This window comes from Legionella nigrisilvae (assembly GCF_977063395.2).
In genome coordinates this window covers 299642-313181 of the sequence record NZ_CDRUGZ020000043.1, presented here as the reverse complement: position 1 = coordinate 313181, position 13540 = coordinate 299642, and the positions used below count along the sequence as shown (strand labels likewise).

Here is a 13540-nt window from a genome sequence, read left to right as displayed (position 1 = left end):
TTTTAAGGAATATTAGCACTTCCATGTAATAACAGTTACAATAACCCATGTTTCGATTGAGTTACTTGAGTCATGAAAAAGAAACTTACTGTTAAAACCAGCATTTTATACAAACGTTTATTAGCTTATGTGAAACCCTTTTGGCCCATTCTGGCGTTAGGTATTTTCGCTAACATTTTGTACTCCCTGATTGACGCTGGTTTTACATACATGATGCGTCCTTTTTTCGATAAAAGCTTTATTAATGTCGACATGGATTTCATTAAGAAAATTCCTTACATCGTTTTAATAGGAATTACTTTGAGAGGGCTTGTCAGTTCATTGGGTAGTTATTGTATGACCTGGGTTGCCCGCTCGGTAGTTAAAGTATTAAGAGAAAAGGTTTTTAATCATATTCTTCACTTACCTGCTGATTTTTATGACGAGGCCACTTCCGGACAAATGCTTTCCAAAATTCTGTATGACGTGGAACAAGTTGCGCAGGTTAGCGCCGATGCTTTGACGGATATTGTACAAAATATTTGTTTAATTATAGGTTTTCTCACCGTTATGATGGTAATTTGCTGGCAATTATCCCTCATGTTTTTGTTAACTATTCCCTTTGTAGGCATTATTGTGAACTACACCAATAAACGTGTACGCCGAATAAGTCATAAAGTACAAAAAACCATGGGGGAGGTTACTGAAATTGCCAGTGAAGCAATTGAGGGCTATAAAGTAGTGCGTATCTTCGGAGGGGCTACTTATGAGTCTGGAAAATTTTGTAAAGCTATAGAACATTCACGCCAAAATGATATGAAAGTTGCTGCAAGTAAGGCGCTGAATGTGTCTGGGGTACAAATTGTTATCGCGGTAGGCATCGCAGCAATTATTGCAGCAGCAATTCAATTATCTACAGTAGTGATTATTTCTGCAGGTTCATTTTTAGCAATTATTGCTGCAATGATACAACTCATTAAACCGATGAAAACCCTAACTACATTAAACGCTGTAATACAAAAAGGTTTGGCCGGTGCTGAAAGCGTATTCACCATGTTGGATCTGCCTATTGAAGAAGAACAAGGTATCGTTTTATCCCGGAGATCCAAGGGCACTCTTGAATTTAAGCATGTATCTTATGCATATAGAAAAGGTGAACAAATATTACATGATGTAAGTTTCACTGTGGAAGCAGGTCAAACGGTTGCATTAGTTGGTCATTCTGGAAGCGGTAAAACAACGATCGCCAGTTTATTACCTCGTTTTTACGAAGTAACTCAAGGCGTTATCACGTTGGATAAGACTCCTATTAATCAGATAAGTTTGCCCAGTTTGCGTGAGCAAATGGCTTTAGTGAGTCAGAATGTGACTTTATTTAATGACACTTTAGCCAATAACATCGCATATGGTCGTTCGGACGTAAGTCGTCAACAAATTATTCATGCTGCCAAAATGGCTTTTGCTGATGAATTTATTATCCGTTTTCCCGAGGGTTATGATACGCGGATAGGTGAAAATGGTGTATTACTCTCTGGTGGCCAACGACAGAGAATAGCAATTGCACGTGCCATTCTAAAAGATGCCCCTATTTTAATTCTGGACGAAGCAACATCTGCTTTGGATAGTGAGTCAGAGCGATATATCCAAATCGCCTTGGATGAAGTGATGAAAAATCGCACTACTCTGGTTATTGCGCATCGTTTATCGACAATCAAGCATGCGGATAAAATCATAGTAATGCAACACGGCCGTATTATAGAACAAGGTACTCATCAGGAGCTGCTTGATTTACAAGGCTATTATGCACAACTTCAAGGAATGCAGCACATAGATATGTTTCGTGAGGACGTGGTAGCCTGATGTCTATTTTCCTAAATAGATTATGGTATGGTGACGAACATCCACTTCGTTGGATCTTGCGTCCCTTGTCTTGGGGATACTCCGCCGTAGTTTCAGCGCGACGTTTTTTTTTGCAACGTTTTAGTCAAATAGACTGTCCGGTTCCTCTGATAGTTGTAGGTAATATAACGGTAGGGGGAGTAGGTAAAACCCCTTTAGTTATTGAATTGACCAAGAGAATACAGCGAAAAGGGTTACGAGTTGGTATCGTTAGCCGTGGTTATGGGGCAGCGACCAAAAATTTCCCCTACGAAGTACATATTAATGATTCGGCTCTAAAAGTTGGAGACGAACCGTTACTATTAGCCCAAAAGACCCAATGCCCTGTAGTAATTGCGCCCAAACGCACCGAGGCTGTACGGTATCTTTTAGAAAAACATCAAAGTCAAATTATTATTAGCGATGACGGGTTACAACACTATCGGATGGGAAGAGCTATTGAAATTGCCGTCATTGATGGGACGCGAGGCTTAGGCAATGGCCTTTGTTTGCCTGCGGGTCCACTGAGAGAGTCTGCGGCACGTCTGGAACAGGTAGATTTTATTGTAGTTAATGAAGGCAAATGGCATGAAGACTCAAAGACCTTATCTGCGAAAAAATCCTCTTCAAGATCGTTTCAAAAGAGTTCTAATACCTATTCAATGGTATTAAAACCTGGAAAAATTAGAAAATTAAGCACAGATGAGGAAATTGAACCACCTCAAAATGAAAAATGGGAAGCGATTGCTGCGATAGGTAATCCCCAACGTTTTTATTCCACTTTGTTGCAATTAGGGATAGAATTCGATACCTGTTCTTATCCTGATCATTATCAGTTTAAGTCAGATGATTTGAATTATTCGAAATCACTTATTATTATGACGGAAAAAGATGCAGTGAAGTGCCGAGCATTCTGTTCGGATAATATGCATTATTTACCCGTAGAGGCTGTATTGGATGATGCATTTTGGGACGCATTGTGGTTACATCAACAGTTAAAAGGTTATTGCTGATTATGTTTGCTTGGATTCGCTGTTTTTTATTATTAATCATGTTCCCCATAAGTACAGGGCTGTTTGCATTTGAAATAGAACCAGTGCCGCAAATGATACAAGCTCTTGATCCTACGGTAGGAAGCTGGACATTTTCAGGTATGGTAAAAAATGAGAGCGGCGATCATTATGGCTATTTTTTTGAAATGCAGCGCCAAGGCTCAGATTTTCATACTAAAGCGGCCTTAATTGATGGGCAAACAAATCAATTGGTCTTTTTTTATGAAGGCCAGGAGAAAATAGAACAATCTACATCGCTTGATTGGCATATTGGTTATTCCTTTATTCGTCACAACCCCATCAATGACAGCTGGGTTTTTGGTGTTAAAGCAGCAGATAAGAAAGGCTTTAATTTCAAGGTGGATATGTTAAAGCAAGCAAATAATGCCAATGAATCGATATTGCGTCCTGGGGTTAAACTTCAAGTGTTACAGACCAGTCAGCTCAACGGACATGTCCGTATTGATGAAAAAGAGCAATTTGTTACCGGGAATAAAGCCTGGTTTGGTAAATTAGTATTAAATGATGTGCAGAAAGACACCCATGATATCAGCACAACTTTTTGCCGCTTAAACGATGATAACGGGTTTTACTCGGCAAACCTTAAAGAAAAGGATGCAACCAGTGCAGCTGTTGCAGGTTGGCTTGATCCATTAGGTAATAAAGTAAAAATGTCCCAATTTGTTGCTTTAAAGCCTTTAAAAGATGATCAGTGCATGCTTAGTATTGGTCTACCTAAATTGCACCTCACTCTAATTAATACCCTCAAGACGAACGATCCAGCACTACATACAGTTGCAGGGTTCTCTAAAGAGGGTCGAGAGGGTTTTTGTTTTGTAACACAACAATCTTTTTTAAAAAACCAACCGAATGAAGCCAGTGTGAATCAAGATAAGATTACGGCTTGAGCTATTTACTCTGTAGCCTCGATGCTTTTAGCGTGTTCTTGGCATAAAGAACTTCATATCCCGAGATATCGCTGAGCTACAATCAGGCTACATTGTGGGTATTGAAGGCTCTTGTTTTTGTAAAGTCTGTTCTTTGTCTTTATCCCATTGAGTTTGCAGCTTTTTCAATCGTTCTTTTACGTCAGGAGCCAGTTCAGGGAAAACTCTTTTGGGAAGAGGTTTTTTATCCACTTCGGGAGTATTCAATGCCCCTAGCATCATTCCAGATGAATCATGTTTTGCCAGATGAGGGTCTGATTGCTCTTCTAGTTCGCGTGCATGTTTGGGATCTACAATCCACATAGCATCCGATAGTGCGGGGATACACATATTCGGCTTATCATTAACCCACCAACCTAAATCACTCATGGCTGCACGTACGAAATCTGCATCATCGTTTTCTTCATCAAGTGCATAGCTTAGTATCGTCATGAGTGCTTTTTCTGGATTCTTATACTCAATTGGAAGTTTGGCATTTAAATTCAAGAAACTAAACCAACCATGGTTTAATTTTTCATGGTACTTTTGTGCAAATTGTTTGCATAATAGTTTAGCACTTTGTTCTGGAGGTGCTGAGAGTTTATATTTACCCAAACCTTCCGGACTTTTGTAGTATTCAGACATCAATAAAGCATGCATAGTAGCAGTTGGATGTACGTCATCCCAAAACATGTGTCCTTCGCCTGGGGAAACACCGCCAGGTTTTATGGTAATATTGTGTGACTTTGCATATTCCAGGTAAGGTTCTTGTAGTTTATCTTTCTTGAAGTAGCCAGAATATATAGAATTTTCGTTATCTCGGACATCTTCGTAAACTTTAGTAAAGACAGCATTTATATTAAAAAGATCCATTGAACATTTAGGATTCTCTTGTTTTAATTGTTCAAATTTTTTATTTAGTTCACTATTAAAATATTCTGAAATTGTGTGAGCTTCAGCTTCTTTATCCGTACCTTTGAAACGTGGGGTAAGGGATAAATCGGGCAAGTTACATAAAACAAAATTGGTATAGCCATTTGCCATTAATGTCTTAATATTTTCTATAGTACTTTGAACAGCAAGATCAGCGGCTCTTTTTGTCATGTCCGAATTAGCCGTAATTAAATCATTTGCTCCAGAAAACAAGGTGACTAGTGTTTTTTTCTTTTGCTCACTAGTAACTTCCTGTTTTTCATTATCTACTAAAAATTCTTTTACCTCCTTTGACAAGCTGGAGATAAGCAAGCGAGTGAAAAAAAGTTTTATCGCGGTGAGCGGGGAAAATATTGAAAGTAGGGTAAATTCCCAGCTGTAATCATGAGAAGTGGCACCACCTTGGCTGTAATTTGCAAAGAAATTCCGGCCGTTAAATTGAGCTGTGCGCCCATTATCGAGTGAGTAATAGTCTTGAACATATTGCCTATAACTAGAATCCGATATTAATTTATCTGATATATCATCTGAAGATTCTAGCAATGAAGCCTTAGTGAGTAGCTTTTCTCTCCGATGTTTTAGTACATCTTTTTTGTATCGACTGGCGAGGGCAGCATCAGCTAAATCTGCATTATCAAGTGCATATCGGGGTTTTTTTTCGGTTTCTGCGATGTTTTCTCGCTTTGCCCTGAATAAATGGGCTATTTCTCTATCCTTTGCTTGCTTTTTCCGTTTCACTTCATTGGATTCAGCGGTAACTGCATCCAAAGTGTATTTCTTTCGCTGGAAATGTGATTGAGAAAGAACATCATCACTGATATCTGCATTATCAAGGTTATATTTTCCAAACCGATGTTCAGTATCTTTCTTTATTTTGTCGTCATTAATAAATTTACTAATGAGCGTTGCTCGCAGCACATCTGCCCAAGTATAACCATTGGTAAAACGTTCTTTAGGAGACTGATCGAGTTTTAATGTTTTGCGCCACAGTTCACTCACTAAGGATCCCAGTGAAGAGAACTTTTCACCCATATTTTTACCGTCAGAAAGGCTATCGCCAAATACGACAAAGTAACTTATTTCTTTTGGAGAAGACTCAAGGGATTTAATTAATTCTTTAGGAGTCGCCATATAAAATATCAACATACTGGGCAATATTTGTAATTTTATAGATAAATTATTAAGGTTTTATTAATCAAGTAAGAATTACTGAATAGAGTGGGCTTCTAAAAATAAAGAAAAGGAGAAAAAGAAATATTTTGTCGCTTACATTTCTTTTTCGGGAAGAAATTGCGACAGCACACTTGCAATAATTAACGCAGAGGGAATAATTAATAGAGTCAGTTGATAATCGGCTAGGGTATGAAGATTTGTGTCGCCTTTAGAGAAATCCAGCAAATAGCCTACCAAAGGTTGCAAAAGAGGGGCTGAAGCCATTGCTAAGGTGTTGGTAAACCCTGTACAAGCAGAGAGCGACTCTGGTGGGGATAGTTCATTCGCAATAGTAAATGCAAGCATATACGCGCCGCAACAAAGCCCAATTGCAAACAAAAGTACTCCAAGAAGGAAAATGGAGTGTGTGGGTATGAAAAGAACAAAAATAAATAGAATGGCAGTAGATAAACATGAAATATGAATTAGGGGTTTGCGTTTAGGTAGATGAATGGAAAGCCAGCCGTAAATAGGGCAACTTAAACCCGCTCCTAATAAAATCATGGATGTAAGTATACTGGCAGTTTCTAGAGAACAATTTAATTTTAATTGGAGGAAAGGTACGGCCCACATTGCAGCAAAAACAGTGATAACAGAAAACTCCAGACCCACAAATAATCCGTTAATCCATACTAATTTATTTTTTAACATAAGGAGCAAATGGTTTTTATACTGTTGAGAATTAGTAATAACGGGTTGATTACTTGGAATGAAATTTGAGCATAAAAAAGCAATTAAAAGGCCGATGATACCACTTCCTGCAAGAAAATAATGCCAGCTAATCCGAGATATCTGTGAACCCATTCCAATCATGCAGACTACGGTAACAGTAAATCCTAGAGTTTCTGTAAGACCAATCATAAATGCATATAGTCTTAGGGGGTAATGTTGGCGCAGTACACGAGTCATACCTACAAAAGCAAAAGCAGAACCGCCACCGATAATGAGCCGTCCAAGAAAGAGTACAAATAAGTTATATCCTGTAGAAAATAACAAACAACCTACGGCACATAATAAGGCGTTTAAAGACAATAAAGTTCGCGTATTGTATCGATCAAAAAGCAGGCCTACGGGAATTTGCATTGTGGTATACACATAATAAAAAGCGCTACTTAATAGTCCAGCAGTGAATGCAGTGAGTTGTTTTTCCTGCATTATAGCGCCAATAATAATTCCTGAAGATAATTGCAAGAAAAATTGAAATAAGAGAAAAAATACACTGACCAACCATATAGTGGTTCTTTTTGAGCTGTTTGTAGGTGTTGAGGCCAATGAATTCATTAATTCTGTTTAAGAAAAAAGGCGAAATATATAGCATCATGGAGAAAGTGTAAATTTATTTTAAAAAATGAGAGCACTTTTATGGGTGTAATTAAACTTTAGTCTGGATGCAGTGCAGTTAGCTTCGTATTTAAGTTAAAAATTAATTCCCCAAGCAATGGGATAACCCACCCTATAAATACAACCAGGTTTTGATCGTATCTAAGGAAAATGAATGGTAGGTGCACCAACGCGCAATAATATTTTTATCTAATGTGGAAGATATTCCATGGACCTCATGAGTTAATTGTTTTGTAAGAAGTCCTATTGCAGCAAGGTTATGAAGGTAAAATTCGGGATCAATATATTTCATCGGTGTGGGGTCATTAAGTACAAAATTAATTGGCATTTTATGATTTAAAACCTCATCGTCACTAAAGTGAGGACCAAATTCATCATAGATTCCTAAGTTGGCGAGAATTTTTCCGCTAAACCAGGAGTGGGGATAATTGCTCATCACAGCTTTTTCACCAGTTGCGGTCACAACCACATTTGCTTCCATTAATACACGCTCTAACACACTGAAATCATCAGGAGCAATTGCTTTCATACCTAAGTTTTGGGCTAAATTTCGCTGGTTTTCATTCGGATCAACCACTACAACTGGAACTTTATTCTGAGTGCAGAAAAAGGCAAGCCCACGACCAATTTTTCCAAATCCAAAAATAACCCAGGAGGTTTCAGCGGGATTAATTCCTGTCAGTTGTGCCAGAGCCATATGACTGCTTTCAGCACATCCAAAAACTGTCTCGAGCTGTTTTGTCTTCGTACGATCCACACTAATCACAGGAAAATTAAGTGAAAGTTGTCGGTAAAATTGATCTCCAGAAGCAGTCAATTCAATCGCACCTATTTTAGGTTTTCCCAGGAATTGATAAAGCTGCGCACCACAATCGAAATATAGATCAAATGTTTCTCCAGCAAGTTCCCCTGGATCTTCTATATATCGGATTGTGGCTTCATTCAAAGAGGATACCGCTTGGGGATGAGCACGACAGAAGTTCGTAGGATTGGTTACTGTCACATCAGCACCTGCTGCGAGTAAGCAGGTTATTTTTAATAAGGTATTTGTTACTACCGGAACATGATGAGCTACTCTTAATCCAGCCAAAGGGCGTGTAGTACTCCATTCTGCAAGTTGTTCATGCATAAAAGGAGCTTCTGTGGGGGGATATTTTTGAAAGATCTTTTTTAGTGCGTCATGCATCATATTTCTGAGAAATAGTAAAGAAGGCTCCATCCTAGCATAATTGATCGATGTAGAATATTTTCCAAAATAAAAAATAGTTTGAGTAAGTGGCGCTTAATTCAGGTTTTTTAAGTAGGGGTAGATGCGCTACCCCGAACTTTTTGCGCTTTGAACCGGACTCATAGCGCAATGAGATTTTCATTTTCCTGAGGATAATTTATGTTCATTACTGGGGTTTATGGTGCCACTAAGCCAACTTACAACCCATTGTAAAAATCCTACAAGTGGATGCTGGGTATTAAAGAAAGAATAACTCTTCATGGGTCCTTGAGATCGAGGCTTACCTAAGTGTTTTAAATAATCCAATTCCTCTTGAAACAAGATCGAAGTGGCTTGATCATCACTTCCATTGGCTTTTTGGTTGATTGACTCAATTAGAGCATCTATATGAGGTAACTCATCCTTACCAAAAGAGTTTCTAATCATCACCTTGAGGTTTTTTTTGGCTGCATTCCCATCTTGAAGTTTAAGTTTAAACATCAAATCATTTTTCAGATGAGTAGTATCATCATTAACTAGAATGGCATATTTAAGGATATCTAATTGTCGTTCGGTTTGAGCTGATTTAATTAATTCAAGATAATGCTTTGCGCGAATTTGCCCGCAATAATAATCAAAAAAATAAGAGAAATAACTTAAAGTTTGATCGCGATGTTTTAGATAATAATCCATAGCCTCAGTACATTCTCTTTTTAATTGATCTAAGTTCGACTTTTTCAAATTGGATTTTTTCGCAACCGTTTTAGCAGGTAAAGATACTTTCTCCTTTTCGTGTTCCCCTGAAACAGATACTGTAACTTTCATTTCTGATTCTGGTGATGCTGGTTTTGAGGGTACAGAGGGGTTATCTTTCATTTCGGGTTCGGGTGATACAAGGTTTGAGTGTAATGAAACCACGTTGGTTTGAGACGGAAAAAAATGTTGAATTGCAGGCAAAACAAAATGTTCGGGTAAGTTTGCTTGAACTAAACGTTCGCGAAGTAATTTAATTGTTTCATGGAATTCTTTAGAAACTTTTTCATTTTGTTCCAACAGCGGTTTTTGAAATTGTCGGAGAAGACAGTGAAGTTTAAATTCCAATCGACAAACCTCTTTAAATCGAGGGTTTTCTAGCAATTGTTCTAATAGCTGATAATGGCTTTCACTTAAGTAATCCGGAGAGACATCTTTTCCAGCCATAACGATTTTTATTTGTGCTAGATGATTTACTATTTCCGGATTTTCAATGGGTTGATCCAAATCAATCTTCTGTTCGCTAATGATTTTCTGACATTCTTCAAATATTTTAGCAAGTTCTTCAAGGGCTTGATCTAATGAGATATAGTCAAAAGTATAACGATAAATGTGATTATTTAGATCGAGCTGTTTTTCCAACATCTTAAGCTCAATACGCTGTAAAGCTTCATAAATTTTTGCTTGATATGGGAATGCCAGTTCCTTGAGTAAATAAGGATTATCTCTATTAAGGAGTTGGAAAAGGCGAGGGCGGACATCAAGTTTGTCATAATAGGCCTCAAGATTTTGCAAATGAGCTAGGACGATATCTTGAGCATGATCCTGTATAACTTTTTGAAGCTCTAAGTCAACATCGGTCAATTTTTTATGTTCAATAAGATTTGCTACTGTTTCCCAGGCTTCTTGGTGCAAAGCTTCAACTAAGAGTTTACTCAGTGTGTATTTTCTTTCAAATAAGGGAAAAACTTTTTCAAAAAGGATCGGGTCTTTCAACGCATCTAAAATAACTTTATCTGGAGCATTGGGAAAGTTGCTTTGAGCATATAAAGTGTTAAATTTGTCTTCGTTTTTTTCCGCCACCGCTCTTTTTAAAATTTTTAAACACACTGTGTTTTTTTGGATGGAGGGGTCTTCCAATGGACTTTTAAGAGAACTCAGTAACTGGGCCCTGGGATTATGGACGTTTGATTTTAGTACAAGTTGATAAAGTCTTCCGTAGCCTTCTTTATAAAGAGTTTCAAATAAAACTGTAGGGTTTTTATCTTCAAATATGTTCTCACCAAATAATTGCTTAAGGGCATATTCTCTTTCAGACCGCATTAGATAAAATTGTTTAGAAAGGAGTTGATTGGCTATTCTTGTTTGCTTTTTCTCACAACTAAAAAGGAACAATTCTTTATAATCTAAACCGAAATCAAGATTAGATTCTATAAAGGGTGTTAAAACAGCGTCATGACCTTTTTCTATTGCCTCTTTAAGTAATTTTACTAGCGGTTGTTTTAAAGGGGTATGTGGGGTTATTATTTTTTGCTCCAGGAATTGGGCAACTAAGCGTTTATTGTTATTGGCTAAAGCAGAGGTAAAAATTTCCTCTGCTAAAACTTGATTAATAATAAATATAAAGGGTTTTAAAACAAATTCTTGCCCTTCTTTTATGGCCTTTTTGAGTAATTCAATGAGTTCTTCAGGAGTTTGAGGAGTTACTTCTTCTGTAGGGGGTTGGGAGGGTAGTCCTTCTTTAGGAGTTTTATCAACTATAGCTTTTTGTTTAAAAAATTTGGCTAATAAGCTTTCCTCGTTTTTTGCTAAAACAGAAACTTGTTCCGTTATTTCTTCATTAATTATAATTGTTTCGTTCTGGAACAGAGATTCCAGAGGTATTAAAAAGTTACATTTTGCAAGTCGAGCAATCAAATTTTGTTCTTGTTTTAATTCAGGCTTGAGTAGCAATAGTAATTTAATCCCATTTTCATTTTTGTCCTGGATTAACTCTTCTAAGAATTCCTTCAGTTCGTCGGTTTCCCATTGGACGGTTCTAAATAGTGTTTTCGCGAGAGCGGGTAGCTTATTCTTGAACAAATCCTTAATTCGCTTTTTTTGTTCTTGTGGATTTGTATTCCATGAAAAAGGCACTCGGGGAATACTGGGGATAGCTCGTTGGAGCTTGGCCAAATTTCTCGTATTTGTAGCGTTAGTATTAAGGTAATCATTAAAAAGTTCGGGTGCTTTTTCTGCGCATATTTCTATAACTGGTGCAATATTCCAATTTAAGCTGGATTCTAATATGAGTTTCTTCATTTCGGGGCTTGCAGATGCAAGACAAGTTTTGATGACGGAATAATCGTCATAATCAGAACACAGTATGAAAAGAGCTCGTATGTCCTTCGTTTTATGCAATACATTGAAATTTAAATAAGTAAGTGTATCTAGAATTGATAAGTTTGATTCTTCCAATCCTTTTTCGTAGAGAAACTCCAAGGTATCGGGTTCAATATTTGCCTTTTGGGATTGCAATTTCTCTTGCAGAAACAGACTCATATCTTTATTCCCATTCAATATGGCAATTGTGAGAGCGCTTTTAATCATTTCTACAGGAATATTAGCGTTCCATGCTCTTTTCACATGCTCATTTTTTCGTAGGAAAATAAGGGCATTGAGTAGAGTTATTGACCCAAGTGGTTTCGTTAGATCAATTAAATCATATTCTCGTTTCTCAACATGTTCCCAAAGCGTAGAATTTGATTGGGTAAGCCATGCTTGGGCATATGTTTCAAAAATGGTTTTATCATTTCGTTGCATGCATTGCGTCAGCAAGTCAGGATCTTGAATATTTACCAGGAATCCATTTTTGAGAAGTTTTTCAAGAGTTGTCACATTGATCTCTTCAATAAGCTCTTGGTTAAAAATGGAAGGGTATGATTGTGGGGTGATTTTGGCTTTTTCTATATGTTGAAATAATAAATGCAAAACATGATGTTGATTAGCAATAGCCGCATATTGAACTTGTGTCACTATCTGTTCTGGTGTCAATTTGTTTAAAAAAAGATCTATGGTCGGAGAGTCCACCTCTTTTTTAATAAATGTTAAAAGTTGCAAATGATTATAAATCGTTTGATTTTTGGGTCTTACTGTAAGATTCAATTGATCAAGTAATTTTAACACCCTAGTGTGATCGACTTCTCTTCTCATGAGCAGTTGAAGCTGCTTTATGGGTTCATCAAGTAGTAACTGCAACTCAATTTTTAATTCTTCTTGATCACCAAGCACAGTATAGGTCTTGAGATAGTGCTCAATCAGTTTTTCGGCTTCGTGGAGGTTTCCAACATACAGATTACATCGAATCCCTCGCAAAACAGCTTTTTTAATAACGGGGGAGACAGGTTGTTTAATGAGAAGATTATTGAATTCAGGACGGAAATATTCTTTTGTCAACTGGTCAAAACTAATTTTATCTTGTTGAAATAAGTATTCGAGGGTGGCGGTGTCATTTGCAACAGCAGCAAAGAAACTTGACTTGGCGTCGACTTGATTCGCAAAAGCAATTTTATGCAATTCATTGTGCGAAGGGTACTGTTCGGGTGCTGCTGAGGGAGAAGCAAAACCACGAATAGCTAGACCAAAAGAATCGTCTTTGTAATCAAAGCAATCTTTAATTTCCTTGATTAAGTCATCAATGGTTTCAAACTGTTTTGTTTTTCTGGTGTAATTTGGATCGTAAACAACGTATTTTCCATTTTCGACAGATAAAGTGATAGCATGGTTGTTGCTAAAAATGGAATAAGATCGGTTATTGCGAGTAATCTGTTTGAACAGTTCTTTCCATTTTGCTTCAGTTGTTACAAGTCCTAAATTTATTTCGTTTCTTAATGGCTTATTTTCAATATCTAATATTTTTTCGACGTCGGTTTGCAAAACCTCATAATAACTATATTCATCGGCACGGAATGTTTTTTCAATTTTGATTATGAAGTTGTCAATGGTGGGATTATCACCAATACAATAAGTGCTGGGTAGGTTCGCCAATTGGGTGAGCAAATCAAAAAACGGTGCAGTTTTAGTCTCTAAACTTTCTTTGGTATTTTTTGTAGCATATTTAATATATAGAGCAGCGAGTCCAGCGCAAATTCCTTTTTTATTTAAAGTAAAGTCAATATTGCCTTTTTGTTTTAGACAAAAATTTACTACATTAATAATTTTGCCTTGATTTGCCACAGTGATCCCCCTTTTTTTAAGTGTTGCAATTATAATTGACGTAT

The 13540-nt window shown here is 37.1% G+C and carries 7 protein-coding genes; 3 read left to right on the top strand and 4 right to left on the bottom strand.

Annotation, left to right across the window (positions count from 1 at the left end):
* Positions 1-72 precede the first annotated feature (72 nt).
* From msbA to ACWTE2_RS31770, 3 genes are read left to right on the top strand one after another with little or no spacing between them, the layout of a single operon-like run.
* Complete coding sequence (gene msbA / locus ACWTE2_RS31780) at positions 73-1839, top strand: lipid A export permease/ATP-binding protein MsbA (RefSeq protein ID WP_454785900.1); 1767 nt, start codon at positions 73-75, stop codon at positions 1837-1839.
* A complete protein-coding gene (gene lpxK / locus ACWTE2_RS31775) occupies positions 1839-2870 on the top strand; it encodes a tetraacyldisaccharide 4'-kinase (protein ID WP_454785899.1) in 1032 nt (343 codons plus the stop codon). The genes msbA and lpxK overlap by 1 nt, the downstream gene beginning before the upstream one ends.
* A 2-nt stretch (positions 2871-2872) precedes the next feature.
* Complete coding sequence (locus ACWTE2_RS31770; protein WP_454785898.1) at positions 2873-3817, top strand: hypothetical protein; 945 nt, start codon at positions 2873-2875, stop codon at positions 3815-3817.
* Between the two features lie 87 nt (positions 3818-3904).
* Here ACWTE2_RS31770 and ACWTE2_RS31765 read toward each other — a convergent pair whose 3' ends face one another.
* From ACWTE2_RS31765 to ACWTE2_RS31750, 4 genes are all read right to left on the bottom strand, one after another.
* Entirely contained in the window at positions 3905-5899 is a 1995-nt protein-coding gene (locus ACWTE2_RS31765) for an SGNH/GDSL hydrolase family protein (protein WP_454785897.1), read from the bottom strand.
* A gap of 135 nt (positions 5900-6034) precedes the next feature.
* The gene (locus ACWTE2_RS31760; RefSeq protein WP_454785896.1) at positions 6035-7261 is read right to left on the bottom strand and encodes an MFS transporter; all 1227 of its coding nucleotides are present in this window, start codon (positions 7259-7261) and stop codon (positions 6035-6037) included.
* 172 nt (positions 7262-7433) lie between these two features.
* Positions 7434-8507: an NAD-binding protein gene (locus ACWTE2_RS31755; protein WP_454785992.1), complete on the bottom strand. Its 1074-nt coding sequence runs from the start codon at positions 8505-8507 to the stop codon at positions 7434-7436.
* A gap of 180 nt (positions 8508-8687) precedes the next feature.
* Positions 8688-13496, bottom strand: coding sequence for a hypothetical protein (locus tag ACWTE2_RS31750; RefSeq protein WP_454785895.1), 4809 nt, complete (start codon positions 13494-13496; stop codon positions 8688-8690).
* Positions 13497-13540: the final 44 nt, after the last annotated feature.

Coding starts and splice junctions, on each gene's coding strand:
- ACWTE2_RS31760 (WP_454785896.1), bottom strand. CDS start 7,261: ATGAATTCATTGGCCTCAACACCTACAAACAGCTCAAAAAGAACCACT.
- ACWTE2_RS31770 (WP_454785898.1), top strand. CDS start 2,873: ATGTTTGCTTGGATTCGCTGTTTTTTATTATTAATCATGTTCCCCATA.
- ACWTE2_RS31755 (WP_454785992.1), bottom strand. CDS start 8,507: ATGCATGACGCACTAAAAAAGATCTTTCAAAAATATCCCCCCACAGAA.
- lpxK (WP_454785899.1), top strand. CDS start 1,839: ATGTCTATTTTCCTAAATAGATTATGGTATGGTGACGAACATCCACTT.
- msbA (WP_454785900.1), top strand. CDS start 73: ATGAAAAAGAAACTTACTGTTAAAACCAGCATTTTATACAAACGTTTA.
- ACWTE2_RS31765 (WP_454785897.1), bottom strand. CDS start 5,899: ATGGCGACTCCTAAAGAATTAATTAAATCCCTTGAGTCTTCTCCAAAA.